General features: G+C 53.0%; 29 protein-coding genes, 1 pseudogene and 1 other annotated feature. Of the genes and pseudogenes, 19 read left to right on the top strand and 11 right to left on the bottom strand.

The window, feature by feature from the left end; all coding sequences use genetic code 11:
• Positions 1-88: 88 nt before the first annotated feature.
• Entirely contained in the window at positions 89-916 is an 828-nt protein-coding gene (gene nadE / locus KK102_RS03450) for an ammonia-dependent NAD(+) synthetase (RefSeq protein ID WP_216356953.1), read from the bottom strand.
• Positions 917-1,148: 232 nt separating this feature from the next.
• Here nadE and osmE point away from each other — a divergent pair, with 232 nt between their 5' ends.
• The 7 genes and pseudogenes from osmE (at position 1,149) to chbG (ending at position 6,999) form a co-directional block, all read left to right on the top strand.
• Positions 1,149-1,493 (top strand): osmotically-inducible lipoprotein OsmE, encoded by a 345-nt coding sequence (gene osmE, locus KK102_RS03445; RefSeq protein ID WP_003857836.1) that lies wholly within the window; start codon positions 1,149-1,151, stop codon positions 1,491-1,493.
• Positions 1,494-1,733: 240 nt separating this feature from the next.
• Positions 1,734-2,090, top strand: coding sequence for a PTS sugar transporter subunit IIB (locus KK102_RS03440; protein WP_260591518.1), 357 nt, complete (start codon positions 1,734-1,736; stop codon positions 2,088-2,090).
• Between the two features lie 80 nt (positions 2,091-2,170).
• On the top strand, positions 2,171-3,529 hold the full coding sequence (chbC, locus tag KK102_RS03435) for a PTS N,N'-diacetylchitobiose transporter subunit IIC (protein ID WP_126543774.1): 1,359 nt from the start codon (positions 2,171-2,173) through the stop codon (positions 3,527-3,529).
• A 47-nt stretch (positions 3,530-3,576) separates the two neighbouring features.
• Complete coding sequence (gene chbA / locus KK102_RS03430) at positions 3,577-3,924, top strand: PTS N,N'-diacetylchitobiose transporter subunit IIA (RefSeq protein WP_126543775.1); 348 nt, start codon at positions 3,577-3,579, stop codon at positions 3,922-3,924.
• Positions 3,925-3,935: 11 nt separating this feature from the next.
• Positions 3,936-4,772, top strand: a pseudogene (chbR, locus tag KK102_RS03425) (transcriptional regulator ChbR); the annotation flags it as partial.
• Positions 4,773-4,882: 110 nt separating this feature from the next.
• Positions 4,883-6,238, top strand: a complete 1,356-nt coding sequence (locus tag KK102_RS03420; RefSeq protein ID WP_126543776.1) for a 6-phospho-beta-glucosidase — start codon at positions 4,883-4,885, stop codon at positions 6,236-6,238.
• An 11-nt stretch (positions 6,239-6,249) separates the two neighbouring features.
• Positions 6,250-6,999, top strand: coding sequence for a chitin disaccharide deacetylase (gene chbG / locus KK102_RS03415; protein WP_126543777.1), 750 nt, complete (start codon positions 6,250-6,252; stop codon positions 6,997-6,999).
• Between the two features lie 88 nt (positions 7,000-7,087).
• Here chbG and katE read toward each other — a convergent pair whose 3' ends face one another.
• Entirely contained in the window at positions 7,088-9,337 is a 2,250-nt protein-coding gene (katE, locus tag KK102_RS03410) for a catalase HPII (protein WP_216356952.1), read from the bottom strand.
• Positions 9,338-9,504: 167 nt separating this feature from the next.
• Here katE and cedA point away from each other — a divergent pair, with 167 nt between their 5' ends.
• Entirely contained in the window at positions 9,505-9,780 is a 276-nt protein-coding gene (gene cedA, locus KK102_RS03405; protein WP_191091794.1) for a cell division activator CedA, read from the top strand.
• Between the two features lie 48 nt (positions 9,781-9,828).
• Here cedA and tcyP read toward each other — a convergent pair whose 3' ends face one another.
• From tcyP to hxpB, 4 genes are all read right to left on the bottom strand, one after another.
• The gene (tcyP, locus tag KK102_RS03400) at positions 9,829-11,220 is read right to left on the bottom strand and encodes an L-cystine transporter (protein WP_216356951.1); all 1,392 of its coding nucleotides are present in this window, start codon (positions 11,218-11,220) and stop codon (positions 9,829-9,831) included.
• 127 nt (positions 11,221-11,347) lie between these two features.
• Positions 11,348-11,938, bottom strand: coding sequence for a metal-dependent hydrolase (locus tag KK102_RS03395; RefSeq protein ID WP_126543871.1), 591 nt, complete (start codon positions 11,936-11,938; stop codon positions 11,348-11,350).
• Positions 11,939-12,032: 94 nt separating this feature from the next.
• Positions 12,033-12,794 (bottom strand): 2-dehydro-3-deoxy-D-gluconate 5-dehydrogenase KduD, encoded by a 762-nt coding sequence (gene kduD, locus KK102_RS03390; RefSeq protein WP_216356950.1) that lies wholly within the window; start codon positions 12,792-12,794, stop codon positions 12,033-12,035.
• 128 nt (positions 12,795-12,922) lie between these two features.
• Positions 12,923-13,594 (bottom strand): hexitol phosphatase HxpB, encoded by a 672-nt coding sequence (hxpB, locus tag KK102_RS03385; RefSeq protein ID WP_216356949.1) that lies wholly within the window; start codon positions 13,592-13,594, stop codon positions 12,923-12,925.
• A 148-nt stretch (positions 13,595-13,742) separates the two neighbouring features.
• Between hxpB and KK102_RS03380 the strand changes: the two genes are divergently transcribed.
• Entirely contained in the window at positions 13,743-14,279 is a 537-nt protein-coding gene (locus tag KK102_RS03380) for a YniB family protein (RefSeq protein ID WP_216356948.1), read from the top strand.
• 29 nt (positions 14,280-14,308) lie between these two features.
• Here KK102_RS03380 and KK102_RS03375 read toward each other — a convergent pair whose 3' ends face one another.
• The 3 genes from KK102_RS03375 to pfkB form a co-directional block, all read right to left on the bottom strand.
• Positions 14,309-15,169, bottom strand: a complete 861-nt coding sequence (locus KK102_RS03375) for a fructosamine kinase family protein (RefSeq protein ID WP_216356947.1) — start codon at positions 15,167-15,169, stop codon at positions 14,309-14,311.
• 105 nt (positions 15,170-15,274) lie between these two features.
• Entirely contained in the window at positions 15,275-15,565 is a 291-nt protein-coding gene (ghoS, locus tag KK102_RS03370; RefSeq protein WP_216356946.1) for a type V toxin-antitoxin system endoribonuclease antitoxin GhoS, read from the bottom strand.
• A 105-nt stretch (positions 15,566-15,670) separates the two neighbouring features.
• Complete coding sequence (gene pfkB / locus KK102_RS03365; protein ID WP_126543872.1) at positions 15,671-16,603, bottom strand: 6-phosphofructokinase II; 933 nt, start codon at positions 16,601-16,603, stop codon at positions 15,671-15,673.
• A 295-nt stretch (positions 16,604-16,898) separates the two neighbouring features.
• Here pfkB and KK102_RS03360 point away from each other — a divergent pair, with 295 nt between their 5' ends.
• Both KK102_RS03360 and KK102_RS03355 read left to right on the top strand, forming a co-directional pair.
• Entirely contained in the window at positions 16,899-17,657 is a 759-nt protein-coding gene (locus tag KK102_RS03360; protein WP_126543784.1) for a DUF481 domain-containing protein, read from the top strand.
• 262 nt (positions 17,658-17,919) lie between these two features.
• Positions 17,920-18,120: a YdgH/BhsA/McbA family protein gene (locus tag KK102_RS03355; RefSeq protein ID WP_126543785.1), complete on the top strand. Its 201-nt coding sequence runs from the start codon at positions 17,920-17,922 to the stop codon at positions 18,118-18,120.
• A 135-nt stretch (positions 18,121-18,255) separates the two neighbouring features.
• On the opposite strand, the gene yniD is transcribed toward KK102_RS03355, so the two are convergent.
• Positions 18,256-18,363 carry a small membrane protein YniD gene (gene yniD, locus KK102_RS03350; protein ID WP_010426102.1) on the bottom strand — a complete coding sequence of 36 codons (108 nt, stop codon included), beginning with the start codon at positions 18,361-18,363 and terminating at the stop codon, positions 18,256-18,258.
• A gap of 99 nt (positions 18,364-18,462) precedes the next feature.
• The gene (yncL, locus tag KK102_RS03345; protein WP_071985389.1) at positions 18,463-18,555 is read right to left on the bottom strand and encodes a stress response membrane protein YncL; all 93 of its coding nucleotides are present in this window, start codon (positions 18,553-18,555) and stop codon (positions 18,463-18,465) included.
• A 322-nt stretch (positions 18,556-18,877) separates the two neighbouring features.
• Here yncL and thrS point away from each other — a divergent pair, with 322 nt between their 5' ends.
• The 8 genes from thrS (at position 18,878) to ihfA (ending at position 26,048) form a co-directional block, all read left to right on the top strand.
• Positions 18,878-20,806 (top strand): threonine--tRNA ligase, encoded by a 1,929-nt coding sequence (thrS, locus tag KK102_RS03340; protein ID WP_126543786.1) that lies wholly within the window; start codon positions 18,878-18,880, stop codon positions 20,804-20,806.
• A gap of 3 nt (positions 20,807-20,809) precedes the next feature.
• Positions 20,810-21,352 carry a translation initiation factor IF-3 gene (infC, locus tag KK102_RS03335; RefSeq protein WP_023616141.1) on the top strand — a complete coding sequence of 181 codons (543 nt, stop codon included), beginning with the start codon at positions 20,810-20,812 and terminating at the stop codon, positions 21,350-21,352.
• 97 nt (positions 21,353-21,449) lie between these two features.
• Positions 21,450-21,647: a 50S ribosomal protein L35 gene (gene rpmI / locus KK102_RS03330; protein ID WP_001124225.1), complete on the top strand. Its 198-nt coding sequence runs from the start codon at positions 21,450-21,452 to the stop codon at positions 21,645-21,647.
• 49 nt (positions 21,648-21,696) lie between these two features.
• Positions 21,697-22,053: a 50S ribosomal protein L20 gene (rplT, locus tag KK102_RS03325; RefSeq protein ID WP_000124850.1), complete on the top strand. Its 357-nt coding sequence runs from the start codon at positions 21,697-21,699 to the stop codon at positions 22,051-22,053.
• 117 nt (positions 22,054-22,170) lie between these two features.
• Positions 22,171-22,295 (top strand) — a sequence feature (Phe leader region).
• Positions 22,176-22,220 carry a pheST operon leader peptide PheM gene (gene pheM, locus KK102_RS03320; protein WP_001386830.1) on the top strand — a complete coding sequence of 15 codons (45 nt, stop codon included), beginning with the start codon at positions 22,176-22,178 and terminating at the stop codon, positions 22,218-22,220. It overlaps the preceding feature by 45 nt.
• A 62-nt stretch (positions 22,296-22,357) precedes the next feature.
• Positions 22,358-23,341 carry a phenylalanine--tRNA ligase subunit alpha gene (pheS, locus tag KK102_RS03315; RefSeq protein ID WP_010426091.1) on the top strand — a complete coding sequence of 328 codons (984 nt, stop codon included), beginning with the start codon at positions 22,358-22,360 and terminating at the stop codon, positions 23,339-23,341.
• Positions 23,342-23,356: 15 nt separating this feature from the next.
• A complete protein-coding gene (pheT, locus tag KK102_RS03310; RefSeq protein ID WP_216356945.1) occupies positions 23,357-25,744 on the top strand; it encodes a phenylalanine--tRNA ligase subunit beta in 2,388 nt (795 codons plus the stop codon).
• A 4-nt stretch (positions 25,745-25,748) separates the two neighbouring features.
• Positions 25,749-26,048, top strand: a complete 300-nt coding sequence (ihfA, locus tag KK102_RS03305; protein WP_003857805.1) for an integration host factor subunit alpha — start codon at positions 25,749-25,751, stop codon at positions 26,046-26,048.
• Positions 26,049-26,148 lie beyond the last annotated feature (100 nt).

Here is a 26,148-nt window from a genome sequence, read left to right as displayed (position 1 = left end):
GCCGGGTGGCCTGATGCCCTCACCCCGACCCTCTCCCACGGGAGAGGGCGCAAACACGAAAAACGGTAACCAGGTTACCGTTTTGCTTTTATTTCTTCCAGAAGTCGTCGAACACCGTAATCGGCGTGTGACGCTTGTGCTCGGTTTTCAGATACCAGCCTTCGATGATTTTTGCGGTACCTTCATCCAGCTTTTTGCCTTCCAGATAATCATCAATGTTGTCATAGGTGACGCCAAGGGCCGCTTCATCCGGCAGGGAAGGGCGATCGTCTTCAAGGTCCGCTGTCGGCGCTTTCTTATACAGATGCTCAGGACAGCCCAGCGCGGCCAGCAGTTGCTTACCCTGACGCTTGTTGAGACGGAAGATAGGGTTAATGTCGGTGCCGCCGTCGCCGTATTTGGTGAAGAAACCGGTGATCGCTTCTGCCGCATGGTCGGTGCCGACGACGACGCCATTGGTCATCCCGGCGATGCTGTACTGCGCTTTCATGCGCTCGCGGGCTTTTTCGTTGCCGCGAACAAAATCGCTCAGTTCAATACCGGCTTCGCGCAGCGCCTGTTCGCTCGCCAGCACGGAACCTTTAATGTTCACGGTCAGAACACGGTCGGGCTGAATGAAGGCAATGGCGTCCTGGCAATCTTGTTCGTCGGCCTGCACACCATAAGGAAGGCGCACGGCGATAAACTGCAGCGCATTGTCACCCGTTTCTTCACGCAGCTCTGAAATGGCCATCTGGCACAGTTTGCCGGTCAGCGTAGAGTCCTGGCCGCCGCTGATGCCCAGCACCAGAGACTTCAGGAAAGCGTTTGTTTGTAAGTAGGACTTCAAAAAATCAACGCTTCGGCGGATCTCTTCATTTGCATCTACCGCAGGTTTCGCGCCCAGCGCCTGGATAATCTCTTGTTGCAGAGCCATTACGCCCTCCCTATGCAGAACGAGACAGAAAAATGTTATCTGTTAAAACTAACCCTTTGGGCGTAAAACGACAAGGATCACAGTTTCGAGTGCGCTAAATTGCGGCGCTTTAGCAGCTTATCGTTGTTTTATTAGAATTTTCCGAAATTCGCGTGGCGTAACTCGCAAAGTTGAACAATAGTATTTTTTATCCCATGCTTAGATAACACGCTGATAAACAAGAGGACGGAATATGAACAAGAACGTAGCAGGAATTTTAAGCGCAGCGGCGGTACTGACTATGCTGGCAGGGTGTACGGCTTACGATCGCACCAAAGATCAGTTTACCCAGCCAGTTGTAAAAGACGTCAAAAAAGGGATGACCCGTTCGCAGGTGGCTGCAATTGCAGGTAAACCTTCTTCTGAAGTCACCATGATTCATGCCCGGGGTACCTGTCAGACCTACATACTGGGTCAACGTGATGGTAAGGCAGAGACCTACTTTGTCGCCCTGGATGATACCGGTCATGTGATTAACTCCGGCTATCAGACCTGTGCAGAATACGACACCGATCCACAGGCCCCTAAGGCGCAGTAACCGCGCTTGCCTGAGGATGTTAACTAACCGGCCTGTAGGCCGGTTTTTTTATGCAACGCAAATCTTATTTCTTTGCGCGAATTATTTGCCTGAAATGTGAAGAGAGTCAACAAGCCAGGTCAATGAGAGACAATTTGACCCTATCCAGAATTATCCCCTCCTTGTACCATTGCGTATACTCATTTCAACGACAAACAACAGTCAGTAACCTACCCGTCAGCCGGGATAGCAAGTCGAGTGATAGCGCGACGGCGGGGGGCACACAAGAGGGAAGTTATTATGGAAAAGAAACATATCTATCTGTTCTGTTCTGCGGGCATGTCAACCTCATTACTGGTTTCCAAAATGCGTGCGCAGGCCGAAAAGTATGAAGTTCCTGTGGTGATCGAAGCGTTTCCAGAGACGCTGGCGGGCGAAAAGGGCCAGACAGCAGATGTCATTTTACTGGGACCACAAATTGCTTATATGTTGCCAGAAATTCAGCGTTTGCTGCCTCATAAACCGGTCGAAGTCATCGACTCGGGGCTGTACGGTAAGATTGATGGTTTAGGTGTATTAAAAGCTGCTGTTGCAGCCATTAAAAAAGCTGCTAATTAATTATTTATTTTTCCCGTCAAAGAGTTATTTCACACACAATACGCCGTAACATGCGTTACGGCATTTAAGGGTATTTTCCTATGAGTAAAGTCATCGCTTCACTTGAAAAGGTACTCCTTCCTTTTGCTGTTAAAATAGGAAAGCAGCCTCACGTTAACGCCATCAAAAACGGCTTTATTAAATTAATGCCGTTGACGCTGGCCGGGGCAATGTTCGTTTTAATTAACAACGTTTTTCTGAGCTTTGGTGAAGGTTCCTTCTTTTATTCATTAGGAATTCGGTTAGACGCTTCCACGATTGAAACCCTTAATGGTCTTAAAGCCATCGGCGGCAACGTATACAACGGCACGTTGGGTATTATGTCGCTGATGGCGCCTTTCTTTATCGGAATGGCGCTGGCTGAAGAGCGTAAAGTGGATCCTCTGGCCGCAGGTTTACTCTCTATCGCAGCATTTATGACGGTGACCCCTTACAGCGTCGGCGAGGCTTATGCGGTCGGCGCTAACTGGCTGGGTGGCGCAAATATTATTTCGGGTATTGTTATCGGTCTGGTCGTTGCGGAAATGTTCACGTTCATTATTCGCCGCAACTGGGTTATCCGTCTACCGGATAGCGTACCGGCATCGGTATCCCGTTCATTTTCCGCGTTGATTCCAGGCTTCATTATTCTCTCCATTATGGGGATTATCGCCTGGGCGCTCTCTCACTGGGGCACAAACTTCCACCAGATCATCATGGACTCTATCTCTACGCCGCTGGCGTCAATGGGTGGCGTGGTCGGTTGGGCGTATGTCATCTTTACCTCCCTGCTGTGGTTCTTCGGCGTGCATGGTTCACTGGCACTGGCGGCGCTGGACAGCGGTATCATGACCCCGTGGGCACTGGAAAACGTTGCGCTTTATCAGCAGTACGGCTCCGTTGATGCGGCGCTGGCAGCCGGTAAAACCTTCCATGTGTGGGCGAAGCCGATGCTTGACTCCTATATCTTCCTGGGGGGTACCGGGGCGACGTTGGGTCTGATCATCGCGGTCTTTATTGTCTCTCGTCGTGCCGATCATCGTCAGGTTGCGAAGCTGGCGCTGCCGTCAGGCATCTTCCAGATTAACGAACCGATTCTGTTTGGTCTGCCAATCATCATGAACCCGGTGATGTTCATTCCATTCATCCTGGTGCAGCCGCTGCTGGCGGCAATCACCCTGACCGCGTACTACCTGGGCATTATCCCGCCGGTGACCAATATTGCACCGTGGACCATGCCAGCCGGCCTTGGCGCGTTCTTTAACACCAACGGCAGCGTCGCGGCCTTCCTGCTGGCGATATTTAACCTCGGGATTGCAACCCTGCTTTACATGCCATTCGTGGCAATAGCGAACAAAGCGGCAACCGTTATCGATGAAGAAGAGAGCGAAGAGGATATCGCCCTCGCACTGAAATTCTAAAATTGCACGGCGCGGGGCAACCCGCGCCAGCTACAAGGAGCTTAACGATGTTAGATTTGGATAGTATTGTTGCAGACGAAACCGTAGAGAACGATCTGGAAGAAGTGGTGATGGGGCTTATCATCAACTCTGGACAGGCCCGTAGCCTGGCGTATGCCGCACTCAAGCAGGCCAAATTGGGTGATTTCGCTGCAGCAAAAACCATGATGGACCAGTCCCGTCTTGCACTGAATGAAGCGCATCTGGTGCAGACGAAGCTCATCGAAGGCGACCAGGGCGAAGGGAAGATGAAGGTGAGCCTGGTGCTGGTACATGCCCAGGATCATCTGATGACCTCCATGCTGGCGCGCGAGCTGGTGGCAGAGTTAATCGAGCTTCACGAGAAGATGCAGTAAGTCAGGTCAGGCAGCAGGAGGTCAGCACGATGGAAATTAAAACCGCACTTGAGCAGCAGCTGTTTAATGGCAAGAATTTTCACGTGGTTATTTACAACAAGACGGAGAGCGCCAGTGGCCTGCACCAGCATGACTACTACGAGTTCACGATTGTTCTGACCGGCCGCTACTACCAGGAGATCAACGGTAAGCGCGTGTTGCTGGAGCGCGGAGATTTTGTCTTCCTGCCGATGGGCTCCTATCATCAGAGCTTTTACGAGTTTGGTGCCACTCGCATTCTGAATGTCGGCGTCAGCCGACGCTTCTTTGAGAAACATTATCTGCCGCTGGTACCGTTCTGCTTCGTGGCGTCACAGGTCTATCGCGTCAAAAACGAGTTCATGACCTGGATCGAAACGGTTATTGCCTCACTCAACTTCCGCGACAATGAGTTCGACGAGTTTATTGAAACCGTGACGTTTTATGTGATGAACCGCCTTCGCCATCATCGCGAAGAGCAGCAGGTCATTGATGACATCCCACAGTGGCTTCGCAGCACCGTTGAACTCATGCACGACAAAGGGCAGTTCAGCGACAACGCGCTGGAAAATATGGTTTCATTGTCGGGCAAGTCGCAGGAGTATTTAACCCGAGCAACGCAGCGTTATTATCGTAAAACGCCTGTGCAAATTATTAATGAAATCCGCATTAATTTTGCCAAGAAACAGCTGGAAATTACCAATTACTCTGTCACCGATATTGCTTATGAGTCAGGTTACAGTAGCCCCAGCTTGTTTATTAAAACGTTTAAGAAGTTTACTTCGTTCACACCAAACAGTTACCGAAAAAATTTGACGGTAATTAATTAATACCCGGCGATTTTATTCGCCACGAATATTGACGTAATTGCTTGCCCAAATAGCGGGAAGAGAACGCTATACCTTGCAGGCGGTTAACCTGATACGCTAAGGGAGATATTATGCAACAGAAATTAAAAGTCGTAACCATTGGTGGCGGCAGCAGCTATACCCCGGAATTACTGGAAGGTTTCCTGAAACGTTATCATGAATTACCGGTCAGCGAATTATGGCTGGTGGATGTAGAAGAAGGTCAGGAAAAGCTGAATATTATTTTCGACCTGTGCAAACGTATGGTTGAGAAAGCCGGTGTGCCATTGACCGTACATAAAACGCTGGATCGCCGTCTGGCGCTGAAAGATGCTGATTTCGTCACCACCCAGCTGCGCGTCGGCCAGCTGAAAGCACGCGAGCTGGATGAGCGTATTCCGCTGAGCCACGGCTATCTGGGCCAGGAAACCAACGGTGCGGGCGGTCTGTTTAAAGGCCTGCGTACCATTCCGGTGATTTTCGACATCATCAAAGACGTGGAAGAGATTTGCCCGAATGCGTGGGTGATTAACTTCACCAACCCGGCCGGCATGGTCACTGAAGCGGTCTATCGCCACACCGGTTTCAAACGCTTTATTGGCGTCTGCAACATTCCGATCGGCATGAAGATGTTTATCCGCGACGTGCTGGCGCTGACCGACAACGACGAGCTCTCCATCGATCTGTTCGGCCTGAACCACATGGTGTTTATCAAAGACGTGATCGTTAACGGCACGTCGCGCTTTGCCGAACTGCTCGACGGCGTGGCTTCGGGTCGACTGACCGCCGCATCCGTGAAGAACATTTTCGATCTGCCATTCAGTGAAGGGCTGATCCGCTCCCTGAACCTGCTGCCGTGCTCGTATCTGCTCTACTATTTCAAGCAGAAAGAGATGCTGGCTATCGAAATGGGCGAGTACTATAAAGGCGGCGCGCGCGCGCAGGTGGTACAAAAAGTGGAGAAGCAGCTGTTTGATTTATATAAAGATCCAAATCTTAATGTTAAACCGAAAGAGCTGGAGCAGCGCGGCGGGGCATACTATTCCGATGCGGCCTGCGAAGTGATTAACGCCATTTACAACGACAAGCAGGCTGAGCACTACGTCAACGTGCCGCATCATGGCCACATTGATAATATCCCGGCTGACTGGGCCGTTGAGATGACCTGCATTCTGGGTCGCGACGGCGCGAAACCGCACCCGCGCATTACCCACTTTGACGACAAAGTGATGGGCCTGATCCACACCATTAAAGGCTTTGAGGTGGCAGCAAGCAAGGCGGCGTTGAGCGGTGAACTGAATGATGTGCTTCTGGCCCTGAACCTCAGTCCGCTGGTGCACTCCGATCGTGACGCTGAGCAACTGGCGAGTGAGATGATCCTGGCGCATGAAAAATGGCTGCCAAACTTTGCTGCAACGGTTGAGAAACTGAAGTTTACCCACCGTTAAGAGGATGTACGATGGAAAACCTGCTGATCGTAAACGCCGATGATTTTGGCCTGTCGAAAGGGCAGAACTACGGCATCATTGAAGCCTGTCGTCGGGGTGTGGTGAGTTCAACCACGGCGTTGATTAACGGCGAGGCGGTTGAACATGCGGCTCAGCTAAGTCGTGACGTTCCCGAGCTGGGTGTAGGCATGCATTTTGTTCTGACGCTGGGTATGCCGCTTTCACCGATGCCGGGCCTGACGCGTGACGGGCAGTTAGGGAAATGGATATGGGAAATGGCAGAGCAGGACGCACTGCCGCTCGAAGAGATTACCCGTGAACTGGATTGCCAGTTTAACCGCTTTGTTGATGTGTTTGGCAGGGAGCCGACGCACATCGACAGCCATCATCACGTGCATATGATCCCGGCGATTTTCCCGATTGTCGCGGAATTTGCACAGCGTAAAGGCGTCGCGATCCGCGTGGATCGTCAGGTGCCCGGCGTGCCGGACTGCGTTGTGAAATCAACAGATGGGTTCAGCAGCGCGTTTTACGGCGACGAGATCGACGAAGCGCTGTTCCTGAAGGTGCTGGATGAGTCCGCCGCTCGCGGTGAAAAGTCGGTAGAAGTGATGGCGCATCCGGCCTTTGTCGATAACACCGTGCGTAAAAGCGCCTACTGCTGGCCGCGCCTGGCGGAGCTGGACGTGCTGACGTCGCCGTCGCTGAAGTATGCGATTGCCGAGCGCGGGTATCGTCTGGGGACGTTTGGGGATCTTTGAGATAAAGCCCGGTGGCGGCTTCGCCTTACCGGGCCTACAAAACCAATCGAATGTAGGCCGGGTAAGCGCAAGCGCCACCCGGCTTTTTTTACGCTGGGATCTGATCGATCTTGCTGCTTCGCGACCAGACGCGGTGTGCGGCGAGCAAATCAAACAGCTTCGTCATAAAGGCATCGTCAACGTTATCGCCCTCGACAATGCCGTCCTCACCCTGATCGGCCACCTTCAGCTGCGCTTTGAACTGTCGCGCGTCGCCTGCCAGGGCGATCGGTTTCAGGTGCTTATAGGCTTCCAGCAGATAATACACGGCGTCACCGTTGGGCAGCAGGCTGTCAATGTCCCCGCACGGCACAATCACCGCATCGACGGTCAGCGAAGGCGCCCCGGCAAAGGTCGCCGCCACCGGCAGCACGGAACCATCGTCGGCGGTCACTTCGCCCATGCGGGAATAGAGCAGTTTGGCATGTACGCCCTGGGTTTTCAGCGCCTGCATAATCCCCAGCACGTCGCTGGCGCGGGTTTTGTCGTTGAGCAGGATGGCGACCACGCGGCCCTTAATCGATCCGCCCGGTACGGCGTACAGGCTCAGGGACGGATCCTTTTTTAGCCCGTTAACGTCTTTCGGTGGAGCTGCGTTACGTTGCTCATCGGTCAGGGTAATACCCAGGTTACCGGCGACGCTCTGCGCCAGCTGGATGTCGATTCGCGCCAGCTGATCGACCACGCGCTCGCGGATGTAGGTACGCACCACCTTGCTCAGCTCAAAGCTGAAGCCGCCGATGATATGCTGCTGCTCGATCGGCGTCTGGCTGTTCCAGAACAGGCGAGGATGGGCGTAATACTCACCAAAGGATGGGCTGCGTTCACGAATTTTGGTTCCTTCGACGCGCTCCTGATACGACTCAAATCCGCCACGTTTTGGCCCCGGCGGGGTTTCACGCGGCCAGTTATCGTTAATGGAGTTTGGCTCGTAGTTCGCCGGGTTGGTATCGATATCCTGGCGATGCATCCCGTCACGCTGGAAGTTATGGTACGGGCAGGTCGGACGGTTGATAGGAATTTCGTGGAAGTTCGGTCCACCGAGACGGCTGATCTGCGTATCGGTGTAAGAGAACAGACGGCCCTGTAGCAGCGGATCGTTGGTGAAATCCAGCCCCGGCACAATATGACCTGGGTGGAACGCAGCCTGCTCATTCTCCGCGAAGAAGTTATCCGGGTTGCGGTTAAGCACCATTTTGCCCACCAGCTGAACCGGCACCAGCTCCTCAGGAATAAGCTTGGTCGGGTCGAGCAGGTCGAAGTCGAATTTGAACTCGTCCTCTTCCGGGATCAGCTGTAACCCCAGTTCGTATTCCGGGAAGTCTCCGGCTTCAATGGATTCCCACAGCTCGCGGCGGTGGAAGTCCGGATCGCGTCCCGTCAGCTTTTGCGCCTCGTCCCATACCAGCGAGGCTTTACCCGCCACCGGTTTCCAGTGGAAGCGCACGAAAGTGGCTTTGCCATCCGCATTAATCAGGCGGAAGGTGTGGATGCCAAACCCTTCCATGGTGCGGTAGCTGCGCGGAATGCCGCGGTCTGACATCGCCCACATCACGTTGTGTAAGGTTTCAGGCTGTAGGGAAACATAGTCCCAGAAGGTGTCGTGCGCACTTTGTCCCTGCGGTATGGCCCAGTGGGGCTCCGGTTTTACCGCATGGACAAAGTCAGGAAATTTATGCGCATCCTGAATGAAAAACACCGGGGTATTGTTGCCGACCAGATCGAAAATACCCTCTTCGGTATAAAATTTGGTGGCAAAACCACGGATATCGCGCACCGTGTCGGCCGAGCCTGCGCCACCCTGCACGGTAGAAAAGCGCACAAATACCGGGGTAATTTTATCCGGATCGGAGAGGAAATCCGCTTTGGTAATGTCTTTCAGGCTCTTATAGGGCTGGAAGTACCCGTGGGCCGCCGAGCCGCGCGCGTGAACGATGCGCTCCGGTATGCGCTCGTGGTCAAAATGGGTAATCTTTTCCCGCAGGATGAAATCTTCCAGCAGGGTCGGCCCGCGCGTGCCTGCCCGGAGGGAGTTCTGATCGTCAGCAATGCGCACGCCCTGATTGGTCGTGAGCGCAAAACCTTCGCCACCTTTGCGATGTGGCTCGAGCGATTCCAGCTTCTCGTTCCCCGTATCCGGCGATTTCATGCTTCCCGGTGCGGTAGGCTGCTCGCCAGGCGCGGAAGGGCCTGGTGAGGGGCGGTGAGAGCCGTCAGCAGGAGCGAGAGAGTCCATACCCGGTTGCGATTCTTCAGTGCCATGAATCGGTGACTGATGCGTTTTATCTTTGTTCGACATTGCACGTTTCTCCTTTATCCATTGCTAAAAACCCTATTAAGGATAGAACAATGTCGTGAGATGGCTCGCCAACTAAGAGTTTTCACATGCCGTCATTAACGAAAGGAGCCATCTCGCCCACTCTGAGCGCGACGGAAGGTAGTCGGATCGGCTATCATAGAATTTTCCTGCTTCAAGAATTTGCTTTAGTGAACCCGTCGCTTATGAAACCTCTTCGTCAACAAAACCGCCAGGTTATTAGCTATGTGCCCCGCGTTGAGCCCGCGCCGCCTGACCATGCCCTGAAAGTGGAGGGTTTTCGCGACGTCTGGCAGTTACGGGGTAAATACGTGGCCTTTGTGCTGATCGGCGAACATTTCCGCCGCTCACCCACGTTTACGGTGCCGGAGTCCGCGCAGCGGTGGGCGATGCAGATCCGCCAGGATGAAGAGGTTGAAGAATAACAGCCATAAAAAAACCGCCATCAGGCGGTTTTTTTATTTCAACAGTGATTAACGGTGAGCCAGTTCGGCGTCGTCTTCACTTTCCAGAATCGCTTTGTCGGTCTGCTTCAGCCACTGGCTGGTCAGCGTACCGGCGGTCATGGAGCCGCTCACGTTCAGCGCGGTACGTCCCATGTCGATCAGCGGCTCAACGGAGATCAGCAGCGCAACCAGCGTCACGGGCAGACCCAGCGCAGGCAGCACAATCAGTGCGGCGAAGGTTGCACCACCACCGACACCCGCAACGCCTGCGGAACTCACGGTAACAATGCCCACCAGCGTGGCAATCCAGACCGGATCCAGCGGGTTGATACCCACAGTCGGCGCGACCATGACGGCCAGCATTGCCGGGTACAGACCCGCACAGCCGTTCTGGCCAATGGTGGCACCAAAGGAAGCAGAGAAGCTGGCGATGGACTCAGGCACGCCCAGGCGACGCGTTTGCGCTTCCACGTTCAGCGGAATAGAGGCTGCGCTGGAACGGCTGGTAAATGCGAAGGTCAGCACTGGCCACACTTTACGGAAGTATTTCAGCGGGCTGACGCCGTTCACGCCCAGCAGGATGCCGTGCACCACAAACATGATGCCCAGACCCAGGTAAGAGGCGACGACAAAGCTGCCCAGCTTGATGATGTCCTGCAGGTTTGATCCCGCAACCACTTTGGTCATCAGTGCCAGCACGCCGTAAGGCGTCAGCTGCATGACCAGACGCACCAGCTTCATTACCCAGCTCTGCAGGGTATCGATAGCGGTCAGCACGCGTTCACCTTTTGGCGCATCGTCTTTCAGCAGCTTCAACGCAGCCACACCCAGGAACGCGGCGAAGATCACCACGCTAATAATGGAGGTTGGGCTTGCACCGGTCAGGTCAGCAAACGGGTTTTTAGGAATAAAGGAGAGCACCATCTGCGGAACCGTCAGGTCGGCCACTTTACCAACATAGTTGGTTTGGATTGCCGTCAGACGCGCGGTTTCAGCCGTACCCTGGACCAGGCCTTCAGCGGTCAGGCCAAACAGGTTGGTCACCAGCACGCCCACCAGCGCGGCAATCAGCGTAGTGAACAGCAGCGTACCGATAGTCAGGAAGCTGATTTTCCCCAGCTGAGTCGCATTATGCAGACGAGCAACGGCGCTCAGAATAGACGCGAACACCAGCGGCATCACAATCATCTGCAGCAGCTGCACGTAGCCGTTACCGACAATGTTGAACCATTGAATGGAATCTTTCAGTACCGGGTTATCGGAGCCGTAAACAGCGTGTAGTGCCAGACCAAAGGCCACACCCATGACCAGACCGACCAGCACTTTTTTCGCCAGGCTCCACTGTTTGTGGCGAGCCTGCGCGAGAAGCAATAGCAATACAACGAACACAATAATGTTCGCGATGAGTGGAAAATTCATCCCCGTTCTCCTGATTTATTATACGGTCGGTTTTTACCGATCCTGATGGCGCAAGGTTAGCAGAAGTGTGATGCAGCGCTTATATCCAAATGGAATGGTTTATGACAAACGGGATTATTTTGTTTGTTTACTGTTCAATCTGGTGATGAATGAAACGATTGAACTGAAATTGCAGCGAATTGATCATCTGCGACGACCAGCGGACTGCACCATTTTCGGGCAGCGTCTGCGGCATCCAGACGGCGTACGCGAAGAGTGCCATGCACAGAACGCGCTCCAGCTGATTGCCTTTTTGCGGGACGAGAATGGGAAAACGAAAACGCCACCGGCACGGCCACAGGAGGGGGACACCGGCAGGCGTCAGCATATCGGCAAGAATATGGCTTAAATAACCCAGCACCATCCCCTGTATGGCATCTGCCGGCACTATCCAGCTTTCTGGCACTTTTAGATAGAACAGAGTGAGCAGGGCAAACACGGCCAGCAGGCTGTGGGTAAACCCGCGATGGCCAAAGGCTCTGGCAATGGGTTTGGCGATCCACTTCAACCGTTGTCCGAGAAACGACCTGGGGTGGTCGATGTCCGGCAGGAGACAGGTTAATACGGCGGAAGGGACGATATGCCACCAGTCACCCTGTGCCAGCACAGGGGTCAGTTCAGCGTTTTTGGCAAACACTGCGCATGCAATTGAAAAAAGCAGGTGGCCTTCCGCCGTCATGATAAAACCCAACAAACTGTCAATTCATACAGTATAGGGTTTTTATACAGTGTGCGGAAGAGGTGACGGTGTAACTCTTTGTCACAAAGCGGCGTCAGCGCGCCAGCCAGCCACCGTCTACGGCCAGGGTGTGACCGTTGACATAATCCGATGCAGCAGAGGCAAGGAAAACAACCGGACCCTGCAAATCCTCCGGCAATCCCCAACGCCCGGCGGGGATACGCTCCAGGATCGCCTGGCTACGCTGTTCATCATCGCGCAACTGCTGCGTGTTATTGGTCGCCATATAACCCGGCGCAATGGCGTTCACGTTGATGCCATGCGTCGCCCATTCGTTAGCGAGCAGGCGCGTGATCCCCAGAACACCACTTTTAGACGCGGTGTAAGAAGGCACGCGGATCCCGCCCTGGAATGAAAGCATGGAGGCAATATTGATAATTTTCCCACCCTGACCCTGCTGGATAAACTGTTTGGCCACCGCCTGAGAGAGGAAAAAAACCGATTTGAGATTCAGGTTAACAACGTCGTCCCAGTCTTTTTCACTGAATGCCAGGGCATCCTCCCGACGAATGGTGCCCGCGTTATTCACCAGAATATCGATGCGTCCCATCTCGGCAACCGCGTTATCCACTACGCGCTGAATGCTCTCTTGTTGACCGAGATCGGCCCGAATCGCCATAAATCGACGCCCGAGAGCGGTGATGCGCGCGGCCGTTTCGTCGGGAACTTTACGGTTCACGCCAACAATATCGCATCCGGCTTGTGCGAGCGCCACGGCCATGCCCTGTCCCAGCCCGGTATCGCATCCCGTGACGATGGCCACTTTTCCTGCAAGAGTGAAGGACTCCAGTATCATACGCGCCTCAGAAGTAAGGTTATTGTCATTCTGAAGGTAAGAATAGGAGGTGAAAGCGGGAAATGCAATTAAATGAAACGATGTTTTATTTTTATTTCAGGCAGCGGAGGGCTGCCTGAGAGAGAAGGTCACTCGCCGCGCAGATGGGCAACCGTAAGGTCTTCCAGCGAGGCCAGTTTCACATCCGCCAGGGCAAAGCGGGGATCGTGGCGGCCTTCTTCGGCAGGGACAACGATGGAGCGCATGCGTGCGGCTTTGGAGGCCACCATGCCGTTAACGGAATCTTCCAGCGCCACGCAGGTGAGCGGATCCAGACCCAGTTTTGCTGCGCAGTCCATATAGACCTGAGGGTGCGGCTTGCTGTAGGGCAGTTTCTCGGCTGAGGCCAGCGCGTCGAAGCTGTCGCGCAGTTCGAACAGGGACAGCACTTTTTCCAGCATATGCAGCGGCGAGGCGGAGGCCAGCCCGACCTTCAATCCTTGCGCCTTGCACAGGGCGATCGCATCACGCACACCCGGAAGCAGGGGCTTCTGCTCTTCAACCAGCGTAATGGCGCGGTTAATTATACGCGCGGTGACTTCGTCACGGCCGGGGCCAACCCATGGCTGGTGGGCATACCAGAGGTCTACAACCATATCAATGCGCAGTCCCAGCGTATCGGGAAGTTCGCTCCGGCGGCTGATATCGACGCCGAGGCTCGCCATCACATCCAGTTCAGCCCGATCCCACAGCGGTTCAGAGTCAATCAGCAATCCGTCCATGTCAAAAATGGCGGCAAGTATTTGGCGCGGTGTCGACATCACAACGTCTCCTTATCTCAGGTGTTCGACAGACGATACGTGCTAAGCACAATCTGCAATTTAGCATAATGCTTTTAAAGAACGGGCGAAAATGATGGGCAGCAGGTAGACTTAGGCAAAAATAACGCGTCTTTTTGAAGGGGAACGAATGACGTATCAACAAGCTGGACGCATCGCTGTCTTAAAACGTATTGCCGGTTGGGTCATTTTTATTCCGGCTGTGATTTCAACGCTGATTTCCGTACTCAAATTTATGTACGATCACAGCGAAAAGCAGCCGGGTATCAATGCGGTAATGCTTGATTTCGCGCATGTGATGATTGAAATGATGCGTTTCAACACCCCGTTCTTAAACTTTTTCTGGTTTAACTCACCGACACCGAATTTCCATGAACAGGCGAATGTTGGTTTTTGGGTGATTTACGCGCTGATTTTTATCGCGATGGCGTTACAGGCATCAGGCGCGCGCATGAGTCGCCAGACGCGTTTTTTGCGCGAGGGTGTAGAAGACCAGCTCATTCTTGAGCAGGCGAAAGGGCCGGACGGGATGAGCCGCGAGCAAATTGAATCCCGTATTGTTGTGCCGCGCCACACGATTTTCCTGCAGATTTTCCCGCTCTATGTATTACCGGTAGTCATCATCGTGGCCGGTTATTTCTTTTTCTCTCTGCTCGGGTTTATCTAGCGCCAAAGCGGGTGGCGCATGACCGCCCGCTACGCCGCCAGTACCCGCTCCAGTGCGCGCTGCGCATTCACCAGATGTTGACCGCCAAACAGAATTGCCCGATTCAACAGGGTATAAAGTTGATACACCGGCTGGCGGTCGAGGAAGTCAGGCGGCAATGGCGAGATCGACTGGTATCCGTCATAAATCTGCGGCAGCTGTTCAGGATGCAGTGGCAGCATGGCGAGGTCGCACTCTCTGTCACCCCAGTAACAGGCAGGGTCGAAGATATAAGGTCCGTTCGGACCCAGCGCACAGTTATCTGACCACAAATCCCCGTGCAACAGCGAAGCCTGAGGCTGGTGCGCGGCAAGACGCTGCTGCACGTGTTCGACAATGGCGTCAATGTTGCCAAATTCCAGCCCTTTCTCTGCCGCCAGCTCCAGCTGCCAGCCAATACGTTGCTCTGCAAAGAAGGTCGACCAGCGGCGTTGCCAGGCGTTCGGCTGCGGTGTGGTGGAGAGATCGTTGTCGAAATCGAGTCCAAACTGCGGTTGGTCGCTCCACTGGTGCAATCGCGCTAGCTGCTGGCCAAGAATAAACGCGTTATGGGCATCCAGCGGGCGAGCGGGGAGGTATTCCATGACCAGAAAACTGTAGTCGCGGTCGCTGCCCACGGCCCAGACGTGCGGGACGGTGACCGTTTTGCTGCGCGAGAGCAGCTCCAGCTGATCGGCTTCGGCAGTGAAGATGGGGAGAAGTTCACGTTCATCGCATTTAACGAAAAGGTCGCGCCCCGCGTAGCGTAAATGCCACGCGGCGTGGATCTCACCGCCAGGCAGTTCATTACGCAGTTCAATTTCACCTTCACCTAATTGCTCGCTTAAAAGATGACTGATAGCCTGCCACATGATATCTCTCCCATGTTGTCTGCCAGATCATAAAGTTAGCGCAAAACGGCTGTTAAAAAATACGAACTAACGCACACCTGAGCGGTTTAAATTCATACAACGCACTTATTGTTCTTTTTTTCTCCAGCTTTCCCAGGTGTCGACCTCAATGTCCGCATTCTTGTCGGTCACGCTCTCGGCCAGACTGCTTGCCAGGGCGTGAACCTCCTCGCTGCTGAGTGCACTTATCAGGCCAAACGTTAGCGTGCCTAAATCATGAATATTGCCTTCATCGTCCGTGAGTGTGAGCAGAAAATTTGCCCGTGTAAAAGCGTTGTTGAGTTCATTGAGCTCGGTCAGTGACGCTTCATGAATGTTGACGGTAATGACGTAGCGGGTGATGTCACCACTGCTCATAGTTCACCTCATTGTTATCATGAAAGTTTTCTTAGCATAGTCGATAGTACGTTTTTGGCGACTATGGTTCGTCTTTCCCCCTCCCCGGAAGAGAGAGGGGAACGGTTAATTTTGGGACAGATAATCAACAATTTTCTCGGTGTCGGGCAGCGAACAAAGCCGCGTTCCCTGATTGATGGTTGCAGCGCTACCTGCCGCAACGCCGTAGCGCGTCATCTCCAGCAGCGACGCACCCTGCGCCAGCTTCAGCGTCATTGCCCCCACCATACTGTCGCCTGCGCCAACGGTGCTCTGGCTTTTCATGGGGGGTGGCACAACCTGTACAAAGCCCGTTCCATCCGCGGCCAGCGCACCCTGGGGACCAAGAGAAACCACCACGCGCAATGCCTTGCCGCTGCGTATCAGCTCTTGCGCGGCGTTGCGGACGTCATCCGGCTGGGTGAGTTCACGATTCACCAGCGCGCTTAGCTCTTTCTGATTGGGTTTGACCAGCTCAAGGTTGCCTGGCTCCAGAGCGGCTTTTAACGCCTCGCCGGAACTGTCGACGATGCACCGGATGCCCCGCTGCTGGGCTGCCCGAATTAATGCTGTGAGTTTCTCTGTGCTCACGCCCGGCGGCAGGCTGCCGCTAATCACCAGCAAAGCACCCCTTTCAATTGTCAGGACCTTCTCCTCAAGCTGACGAAACTCATCGTCACTCAATTTTGCCCCCGGCATAACAAAGCGGTACTGCTCGCCGCTGGACTCAACGTGAACGTGCAGGTTCTGACGCGTCCAGTCGCTGGCCTCGACGGTCTGCACGGCTACCTGTTCGTCTGCCAGCAGAGACACCAAATGTTCACCAGTGGCACCACCGGCAGGAAAAATCGCCGTCGCTTTGCCTCCAAGGTGGGTAATTGCGCGTGCGACGTTGATGCCGCCACCGCCGGGCTCAAACACCGGGGCGCTACAGCGTAGTTTACCTTCCGGGTAAATCTGTGCGGTTAAGGTAGCGGAATCGAGAGAAGGGGAGAGTGTCAGCGTGTAAACAGGAACCATCATAACCTCCTTTTTGCATGGGTTCCTTTAAGCCTGGCACCAATCGACAGGAAGGCAACGTAAATAACAGTATGATTTTAAATATGAATGCTGACAAAAGTGCGGGATTGTTTTTATAAAATAAAAGTCGTTTTGGGATCGTTCTTATTCAAAAAATGAAATAAGAAAACATTGCTATGTTATTTGCGGCTTTTTATAATTTGTTACCTTTCTCTGGACGCCTTGTCATTGATCCTCAAGAAAGTTTCCGAGACCGTGATGGTCTCTTTTTTTGTTGTATGGACTCCTTAATAAAATGAAGCTTTTGAAGACAGTACCCGCTGCAATGATGCTGGTGGGTGGCGTGTTTGCGTCATTGAATGCAATCGCCGATGATACCGTTTTTACTGTCATGGACGATCCCTCCACAGCGCAAAAACCGTTTGAAGGTAACCTGAACGCAGGGTATCTGGCGCAATCAGGCAACACGAAAAGCTCTTCCCTGACCGCAGACAGCACCTTGACCTGGTATGGCAACACCACCGCCTGGTCACTGTGGGGGAATGCCAGCAACACCTCAGCGAATGACGAACGATCGTCCGAGAAATACGCCGTAGGCGGGCGTAGTCGTTACAATATGACCGATTATGATTATCTGTTCGGTCAGGCAAGCTGGCTAACCGACCGCTATAACGGCTACCGGCAGCGTGATGTCTTCACCGCTGGTTATGGTCGCCAGTTCCTGAACGGACCGGTACACAGCCTGCGTTTTGAATTCGGTCCGGGCGTACGTTATGACGAATACACCGACGGTGATACCAAAACCCAACCGCTGGGCTATGCGTCGGGTACTTACGCCTGGCAGATGACCGACAACACCAAATTCACGCAGGGTGTTTCGGTATTCGGTGCTGATGATACGACGCTGAACTCCGAGACGGCGCTGAATGTGGCCATCAATGAACACTTTGGGTTAAAGGTAGCGTACAACGTGACCTGGAACTCATCACCGCCTGAAACTGCGCCCGATCATACCGACCGCAGGACGACAATTTCGTTGGGCTATAAAATGTAATCTTAATGGGCCGACATTATTTCGGCCCCTTTTATTTTTAGAAATTGTGCTGATTTATATTAAACGGCGTTTTAAAAAAATTGGTCCAAAAATATCTCCCTATTTTCTTCATAATTACATCCTATCCCGAATATTCAGATTATTTGACACGAATTGATAAATAAACTGACTATGCAAAAGTGTGATCCAGATCTACACTGTTGGTACAGGCAAAATACAGCCTAAGGTCTTTTTGCTCTAATTAAGTATGAGATTAATCATCATGAAAACAATCAAAACGGCTGCAGCAGCAATAGTGCTTTCGGCACTCTCTTTTGGCGTATTCGCTGCCGATCGCACAGGTATTAGCACCGCCTCTGATGTTGAAGCGGGTTCAAACATCGCTCCGTCGTCTCAGTCTACCGGTCAGTCAATGAATGATGCGTTTGACGTGCATACGCTGGTAGCCGGTGAGTGGTCCTGATACTTCTTTCGGTTTTAAATCTCACCTTAAAAACCGGATTTTGATGTACCGGTTTTCATCACATCACTGCTGTAAAGATATTCAAAGATATCCAGGGTTTGATCTCTTATTACTTTTGCGAGCAATGCGTTAACGCTAACCCCATATCATTGCAGCCCAGCGCAATAACAACATTGCACCGCAGATTGCAATTAATACGACTACCATTTTCCAGTGCTTCGCGGCAAAGCGTTTTGTTGGCATAACCTCTTCCTTGTCAGTTTATTGTTCCAGTCTACCAAAAAAATGCGGTAAAAATCGCATTAATCGGGACTAAGGGTTATGCCATGGCATTGATTCATGTCAGAACCAATGGAATCTGTCGGCAAGAATCAACACTAAACCGGCAGCGGAAAGGATGTTCAATATCACAACGGTTCTACTGGACACATTCATGTGATGCCCCTTGGGTGTGTAAGGACCTGTTCAATAATAGCTCAGCACTTTTGAATTGCGAGCCATGGTTCGCTAAAGTTCGTTTACTCATACCGATGAGTGAAGGTTCAAACTGGTCGCAGAGGGTGCATTCGCCATTTCATTAGTGTTACCATTAGGGGGCTTGCCGTAAATCCGCATTTGTCTGAAATCGGCGGGAGCATGATGACGAGCCAATTTGACGATTGTTGGTCAGATGGTTTCGCAATCTATTGTTAAATAATGATTATTTTCTTTGTATATGCTCTTATGTGTGGGGCATCACTGCAAATAAGGATATAAAATGCCTGTAATTACTCTTCCTGATGGCAGCCAACGCCATTACGACCACGCTGTTAGCCCAATGGATGTTGCCCTGGATATCGGTCCTGGACTCGCGAAAGCGACCATCGCTGGCCGTGTAAATGGTGAGCTGGTTGATGCGTCCGATCTGATTGAGAGCGATGCGAAGCTGTCTATCATCACCGCGAAAGACGAAGAAGGTCTGGAGATCATTCGTCACTCCTGCGCGCACCTGTTAGGTCATGCGATTAAACAGTTGTGGCCAAACACCAAAATGGCGATCGGTCCGGTTATCGACAACGGTTTCTACTACGACGTTGACCTCGACCACACCCTGACTCAGGAAGATATCGACGCGCTCGAAAAGCGTATGCACGAGCTCGCCGAAACCAACTATGACGTCATCAAGAAGAAAGTCAGCTGGCACGAAGCGCGTGAAACCTTTGTGAAGCGCGGCGAGAGCTATAAGGTCTCTATTCTTGACGAAAATATTTCGCATGATGACAAGCCCGGCTTGTACCATCACGAAGAATACGTCGACATGTGCCGTGGACCGCACGTGCCGAACATGCGCTTCTGTCATCACTTTAAGCTGATGAAGATCGCAGGCGCCTACTGGCGTGGCGACAGCAACAACAAGATGTTGCAGCGTATTTATGGTACCGCATGGGCAGATAAGAAAGCCCTGAACGCCTACCTGCAGCGCCTGGAAGAGGCGGCGAAGCGTGACCACCGTAAAATCGGCAAGCAGCTTGACCTGTACCACATGCAGGAAGAAGCGCCGGGTATGGTGTTCTGGCATAACGACGGCTGGACCATCTTCCGTGAACTGGAAACCTTCGTTCGTTCCAAGCTGAAAGAGTACCAGTATCAGGAAGTGAAAGGCCCGTTCATGATGGACCGTGTGCTGTGGGAAAAAACCGGCCACTGGGACAACTACAAAGATGCGATGTTCACCACCTCGTCTGAGAACCGTGAATACTGCATCAAGCCAATGAACTGCCCGGGCCACGTTCAGATCTTCAACCAGGGTCTGAAATCCTACCGCGACCTGCCGCTGCGTATGGCGGAGTTCGGTAGCTGCCACCGTAACGAGCCATCAGGTGCGCTGCACGGTCTGATGCGCGTTCGTGGCTTTACTCAGGATGATGCGCATATCTTCTGTACTGAAGATCAGGTTCGTGACGAAGTTAACGCCTGTATTCGTATGGTCTACGATATGTACAGCACCTTTGGCTTCGAGAAGATCGTGGTCAAACTCTCAACGCGTCCGGAAAAACGTATCGGTAGCGATGAGACCTGGGATCGCGCAGAAGCGGATCTCGCCGTGGCGCTGGAAGAGAACGGCATTCCGTTTGAATACCAGCTGGGCGAGGGCGCATTCTACGGTCCGAAAATTGAATTTACCCTGTATGACTGCCTCGATCGCGCATGGCAGTGCGGTACTGTACAGCTGGACTTCTCCCTGCCGCAGCGTTTAAGCGCCTCTTATGTTGGCGAAGACAACGAGCGTCAGGTGCCGGTAATGATTCACCGTGCAATTCTCGGTTCTCTGGAGCGCTTCATCGGCATCCTGACCGAAGAGTTCGCGGGCTTCTTCCCAACCTGGCTTGCGCCGGTGCAGGTCGTGGTGATGAACATTACCGATTCTCAGGCAGATTACGTTAAAGAATTGACGCAGAAACTACAAAATGCGGGCATTCGCGTAAAAGCAGACTTGAGAAATGAGAAGATTGGCTTTAAAATCCGCGAGCACACTTTACGTCGTGTCCCGTATATGTTGGTCTGTGGTGATAAAGAGGTGGAAGCAGGCAAAGTTGCCGTTCGCACCCGCCGTGGTAAAGACCTGGGCAGCCTGGACGTAAGTGAAGTGATTGAGAAGCTGCAACAAGAGATTCGCAGCCGCAGTCTTCAACAACTGGAGGAATAAGGTATTAAAGGCGGAAAACGAGTTCAAACGGCACGTCCGAATCGTATCAATGGCGAGATTCGCGCCCAGGAAGTTCGCTTAACAGGTCTGGAAGGCGAGCAGCTGGGGATTGTGAGTCTGAGAGAAGCAATCGAAAAGGCTGAAGAAGCTGGAGTAGATTTAGTTGAAATCAGCCCTAACGCCGAACCGCCAGTTTGTCGTATCATGGACTACGGCAAGTTCCTTTATGAAAAGAGTAAGTCTTCTAAGGAACAGAAGAAGAAGCAAAAAGTTATCCAGGTTAAGGAAATCAAATTCCGTCCTGGTACCGACGATGGCGATTATCAGGTAAAACTCCGCAGCCTGATTCGCTTTCTGGAAGATGGCGATAAGGCCAAGATCACACTGCGTTTCCGCGGTCGTGAGATGGCCCACCAACAGATCGGTATGGAAGTGCTTAACCGCGTCCGTGACGATCTGAGTGAACTGGCAGTAGTCGAATCCTTCCCTACGAAGATCGAAGGCCGCCAGATGATCATGGTGCTCGCTCCTAAGAAGAAACAGTAAGGCCTTCAAGCAGCAAAATCTGTGGAGCCTTCGGGTTTCATAGGTTTTGTTCGCCTATGTTTCGTTTATTTAACAATGCGAAGTGGAAGTTATTAAAATGCCAAAAATTAAGACCGTACGCGGTGCTGCTAAGCGCTTCAAAAAAACCGGTAAAGGTGGTTTTAAGCACAAGCACGCTAACCTGCGTCACATTCTGACTAAGAAAGCTACCAAGCGTAAACGTCACCTGCGTCCAAAAGCCATGGTTTCTAAAGGCGATCTGGGCCTGGTCATCGCGTGCCTGCCGTACGCATAAGTCGTTTCGTTTAACTTTTTTAACTTAGAATAGATACAGGAGAGCACACATGGCTCGCGTAAAACGTGGTGTAATTGCACGTGCACGTCACAAGAAAATTTTGAAACAAGCTAAAGGCTACTACGGTGCGCGTTCACGCGTATACCGCGTTGCCTTCCAGGCTGTTATCAAAGCAGGTCAGTACGCTTACCGTGACCGTCGTCAGCGTAAGCGTCAGTTCCGTCAACTGTGGATTGCGCGTATCAACGCAGCAGCACGTCAGAACGGTATTTCTTACAGCAAATTCATCAACGGCCTGAAAAAAGCCTCTGTTGAAATCGACCGTAAGATCCTGGCTGACATCGCAGTATTCGACAAAGTAGCGTTCACCGCTCTGGTCGAAAAAGCGAAAGCAGCACTGGCATAAGCCAGTTGAGAGAGGGGGCCTGGCTCCCTCTTTTCATATAACCCTGTAAGAAGATTGACATTTACCCGTGCAGGCTTTTCAATAAGGTCTCAACGGTTTTTACCCAACAAGGTAACGCAAGCATGAATGCTGCTATTTTCCGCTTCTTCTTTTACTTTAGCACCTGACTTCAGGAGGCTAGCGCGTGAAAGATGAAACGAAAAACAGCGCCAGATAAGCCTCCCGATGGAGGCTTTTTTTGTGCCTGAATTTGAGAGAATAACTCCACCAAATCGGTGTCTGCACCGACATAATGAGGAAAATCATGTCACATCTCGCAGAGCTGGTTGCCAGTGCAACAGCCGCCATTAATCAGGCCTCAGATGTTGCCGCGTTAGACAATGTTCGCGTCGAATATCTTGGGAAGAAAGGGCATCTGACCCTTCAAATGACAACCCTGCGTGAGCTGCCGCCGGAAGAGCGCCCGGCAGCGGGAGCGGTGATTAACGAAGCCAAAGAGCAGGTTCAGCAGGCGCTGAACGCGCGTAAAGCTGAACTCGAAAGCGCGGTGCTGAATGCGCGTCTGGCGGCGGAAACCATCGACGTTTCTCTGCCCGGTCGCCGCATCGAAAACGGTGGTCTGCACCCGGTAACCCGTACCATCGATCGCATTGAAAGTTTCTTCGGTGAGCTCGGCTTTACCGTGGCGACTGGCCCGGAAATTGAAGATGATTATCACAACTTCGATGCCCTGAACATTCCTGGCCATCATCCGGCACGTGCTGACCACGACACTTTCTGGTTCGACGCTACGCGTCTGCTGCGTACTCAGACCTCCGGCGTACAGATCCGTACCATGAAGGATCAGGAGCCGCCAATCCGTATTATCGCGCCGGGCCGCGTCTATCGTAACGACTACGATCAGACCCACACCCCGATGTTCCATCAGATGGAAGGCCTGATTGTTGATAAAAACATCAGCTTTACCAACCTGAAGGGCACGCTGCACGATTTCCTGAACAACTTCTTTGAGGAAGATCTGCAGGTTCGTTTCCGTCCGTCCTACTTCCCGTTCACCGAACCCTCTGCGGAAGTTGACGTGATGGGCAAAAACGGCAAATGGCTGGAAGTGCTGGGCTGCGGCATGGTGCATCCAAACGTGCTGCGCAACGTGGGTATCGATCCGGAAGTTTACTCCGGCTTTGCGTTCGGCATGGGCATGGAGCGTTTGACCATGCTGCGCTATGGCGTGACCGACTTACGTGCATTCTTCGAAAACGATCTGCGTTTCCTCAAACAGTTTAAATAAGGGCAGGACAGAACAATGAAATTCAGTGAACTGTGGTTACGCGAGTGGGTGAACACCACGCTGGACAGCGAAGCGCTTTCTAACCAGATCACCATGGCAGGTCTGGAAGTGGACGGCGTTGAGCCGGTTTCCGGCGCATTCAACGGCGTGGTCGTCGGCGAAGTGGTAGAGTGCGGCCAGCACCCTAACGCGGACAAACTGCGCGTAACAAAAGTGAACGTGGGCGGTGACCGTCTGCTGGATATCGTCTGCGGTGCGCCAAACTGCCGTCAGGGCCTGAAGGTGGCCGTGGCGACCGTCGGTGCGGTGCTGCCGGGCGATTTCAAAATTAAAGCGGCTAAGCTGCGCGGCGAGCCGTCTGAAGGCATGCTGTGCTCCTTCTCCGAGCTGGGTATTTCTGACGACCACAACGGCATCATTGAGCTGCCGCTGGATGCGCCAGTCGGCACCGATATCCGTGAATACCTGAAGCTTGACGACAACACTATCGAAATCAGCGTCACGCCAAACCGCGCTGACTGCTTAGGGATCATCGGCGTGGCGCGCGACGTTGCCGTGCTGAACCAGACCGAGCTGAACGCGCCGGAGATTGCGCCGGTTGAAGCGACCATCAGCGACGTGCTGCCTATCCAGGTTGACGCTGCGGATGCCTGCCCGCGCTATCTCGGTCGCGTAGTGAAAGGCATCAACGTTAAGGCGCCAACGCCGCTGTGGATGAAAGAGAAGCTGCGCCGCTGCGGTATCCGCTCTATCGACGCCGTGGTTGACGTGACCAACTACGTTCTGCTGGAGCTGGGCCAGCCAATGCACGCGTTCGATAAAGATCGTATCGACGGCGGCATCGTTGTGCGCATGGCGAAAGAGGGCGAAACCCTGGTTCTGCTGGACGGCAGCGAAGCTAAACTGAACGCCGACACCCTGGTGATTGCTGACCACAGCAAAGCGCTGGCAATGGGCGGTATCTTCGGGGGCGAGCACTCAGGCGTGAACGACGAGACGCAAAACGTCCTTCTGGAATGCGCGTTCTTCAGCCCGCTCTCCATTACCGGCCGCGCACGCCGCCACGGTCTGCATACCGATGCCTCTCACCGCTACGAGCGCGGCGTTGACCCGGCGCTGCAGTACAAAGCGATGGAACGTGCGACCCGCCTGCTGATCGACATCTGCGGCGGCGAAGCGGGTCCGGTTATTGACGTGACCAACGAAGCGACGCTGCCTAAGCGTGCCACCATTACCCTGCGCCGCAGCAAGCTGGATCGCCTGATTGGCCATCACGTTGCCGATGCGCAGGTGACCGACATCCTGACGCGTCTGGGCTGCGAAGTGACCGAAGGCCAGGACGAGTGGAAAGCCGTTGCGCCATCATGGCGTTTCGACATGGAAATTGAAGAAGATCTGGTGGAAGAAGTGGCCCGCGTTTACGGCTACAACAACATTCCTGATGAACCTGTGCAGGCAGGTCTGGTGATGGGCACCCACCGTGAAGCCGACCTGTCCCTGAAGCGTGTGAAAACCATGCTGAACGATAAAGGCTACCAGGAAGTGATCACCTACAGCTTTGTGGATCCAAAACTGCAGCAGCTGATCCATCCGGGCCAGGAAGCGCTGATTCTGCCAAGCCCGATCTCCAGCGAGATGTCCGCGATGCGTCTGTCCCTGTGGACCGGCCTGCTCGGCACCATCGTGTACAACCAGAACCGCCAGCAGAACCGCGTGCGCATTTTCGAAAGCGGTTTGCGCTTTGTACCGGATAATCAGGCAAATTTAGGCATCCGTCAGGATCTCATGCTGGCGGGGGCGATCAGCGGTAACCGCTATGAAGAGCACTGGGATCTGGCAAAAGGTACGGTTGATTTCTACGATATGAAGGGCGATCTGGAAGCCATTCTCGATCTGACCGGTAAATTATCTGAAATTGAATTCCGTGCGGAAGCGAATCCAGCCCTGCATCCGGGCCAGAGCGCGGCGATTTATTTAGACGGTAAACGCGTTGGTTTCATTGGGGTTGTTCATCCTGAGCTGGAGCGTAAGCTGGACCTGAATGGCCGTACCATCGTGTTCGAGCTGGAGTGGAACCCGGTTGCAGACCGCGTTATTCCTCAGGCGCAGGACGTCTCGCGCTTCCCGGCGAACCGCCGTGATATCGCGGTTGTGGTCGCTGAAAACGTGCCCGCAGCAGATATTTTGGCCGAATGTAAGAAAGTTGGCGTAAATCAGGTAGTTGGCGTAAACTTATTTGACGTGTACCGCGGCAAGGGCGTAGCAGAAGGTTTCAAGAGCCTCGCTATTAGCCTTATCCTTCAGGATACCAGCCGTACACTCGAAGAAGAGGAGATTGCCGCTACCGTCGCCAAATGTGTAGAGGCATTAAAAGAGCGATTCCAGGCATCATTGAGGGATTGAACCTATGGCGCTTACAAAAGCTGAAATGTCAGAATATCTGTTTGATAAGCTTGGGCTTAGCAAACGGGATGCCAAAGAGCTGGTAGAGCTGTTTTTCGAAGAGATCCGTCGTGCTCTGGAAAATGGTGAGCAGGTAAAACTCTCCGGTTTTGGCAATTTTGATTTGCGAGACAAAAACCAACGTCCGGGTCGCAACCCGAAGACGGGGGAAGATATTCCCATTACAGCCCGCCGCGTGGTGACCTTCAGACCCGGCCAGAAGTTAAAAAGCCGTGTCGAAAACGCAACGCCTAAAGCAGAGTAATATGAACTAACTAAAAAGGCCGCTATTGCGGCCTTTTTTCTTTGCGCTCTTCTGCAAACCCACCGTAAAATCAATTACATCTCACGTGACTAAAACCATA

Origin of the sequence: Enterobacter quasimori, assembly GCF_018597345.1 — a bacterium.
Taxonomy (GTDB): domain Bacteria; phylum Pseudomonadota; class Gammaproteobacteria; order Enterobacterales; family Enterobacteriaceae; genus Enterobacter; species Enterobacter mori.
This window is presented reverse-complemented; position numbering and strand designations above follow the sequence as displayed.

Coding starts and splice junctions, on each gene's coding strand:
- KK102_RS03380 (WP_216356948.1), top strand. CDS start 13,743: ATGACGTATCAACAAGCTGGACGCATCGCTGTCTTAAAACGTATTGCC.
- KK102_RS03395 (WP_126543871.1), bottom strand. CDS start 11,938: ATGACGGCGGAAGGCCACCTGCTTTTTTCAATTGCATGCGCAGTGTTT.
- chbA (WP_126543775.1), top strand. CDS start 3,577: ATGTTAGATTTGGATAGTATTGTTGCAGACGAAACCGTAGAGAACGAT.
- ghoS (WP_216356946.1), bottom strand. CDS start 15,565: ATGAGCAGTGGTGACATCACCCGCTACGTCATTACCGTCAACATTCAT.
- yncL (WP_071985389.1), bottom strand. CDS start 18,555: ATGAATGTGTCCAGTAGAACCGTTGTGATATTGAACATCCTTTCCGCT.
- pfkB (WP_126543872.1), bottom strand. CDS start 16,603: ATGGTTCCTGTTTACACGCTGACACTCTCCCCTTCTCTCGATTCCGCT.
- KK102_RS03375 (WP_216356947.1), bottom strand. CDS start 15,169: ATGTGGCAGGCTATCAGTCATCTTTTAAGCGAGCAATTAGGTGAAGGT.
- nadE (WP_216356953.1), bottom strand. CDS start 916: ATGGCTCTGCAACAAGAGATTATCCAGGCGCTGGGCGCGAAACCTGCG.
- rplT (WP_000124850.1), top strand. CDS start 21,697: ATGGCTCGCGTAAAACGTGGTGTAATTGCACGTGCACGTCACAAGAAA.
- yniD (WP_010426102.1), bottom strand. CDS start 18,363: ATGCCAACAAAACGCTTTGCCGCGAAGCACTGGAAAATGGTAGTCGTA.
- thrS (WP_126543786.1), top strand. CDS start 18,878: ATGCCTGTAATTACTCTTCCTGATGGCAGCCAACGCCATTACGACCAC.
- kduD (WP_216356950.1), bottom strand. CDS start 12,794: ATGATACTGGAGTCCTTCACTCTTGCAGGAAAAGTGGCCATCGTCACG.
- KK102_RS03420 (WP_126543776.1), top strand. CDS start 4,883: ATGCAACAGAAATTAAAAGTCGTAACCATTGGTGGCGGCAGCAGCTAT.
- pheT (WP_216356945.1), top strand. CDS start 23,357: ATGAAATTCAGTGAACTGTGGTTACGCGAGTGGGTGAACACCACGCTG.
- katE (WP_216356952.1), bottom strand. CDS start 9,337: ATGTCGAACAAAGATAAAACGCATCAGTCACCGATTCATGGCACTGAA.
- rpmI (WP_001124225.1), top strand. CDS start 21,450: ATGCCAAAAATTAAGACCGTACGCGGTGCTGCTAAGCGCTTCAAAAAA.
- KK102_RS03360 (WP_126543784.1), top strand. CDS start 16,899: ATGAAGCTTTTGAAGACAGTACCCGCTGCAATGATGCTGGTGGGTGGC.
- hxpB (WP_216356949.1), bottom strand. CDS start 13,594: ATGTCGACACCGCGCCAAATACTTGCCGCCATTTTTGACATGGACGGA.
- KK102_RS03355 (WP_126543785.1), top strand. CDS start 17,920: ATGAAAACAATCAAAACGGCTGCAGCAGCAATAGTGCTTTCGGCACTC.
- pheS (WP_010426091.1), top strand. CDS start 22,358: ATGTCACATCTCGCAGAGCTGGTTGCCAGTGCAACAGCCGCCATTAAT.
- ihfA (WP_003857805.1), top strand. CDS start 25,749: ATGGCGCTTACAAAAGCTGAAATGTCAGAATATCTGTTTGATAAGCTT.
- chbG (WP_126543777.1), top strand. CDS start 6,250: ATGGAAAACCTGCTGATCGTAAACGCCGATGATTTTGGCCTGTCGAAA.
- tcyP (WP_216356951.1), bottom strand. CDS start 11,220: ATGAATTTTCCACTCATCGCGAACATTATTGTGTTCGTTGTATTGCTA.
- osmE (WP_003857836.1), top strand. CDS start 1,149: ATGAACAAGAACGTAGCAGGAATTTTAAGCGCAGCGGCGGTACTGACT.
- chbC (WP_126543774.1), top strand. CDS start 2,171: ATGAGTAAAGTCATCGCTTCACTTGAAAAGGTACTCCTTCCTTTTGCT.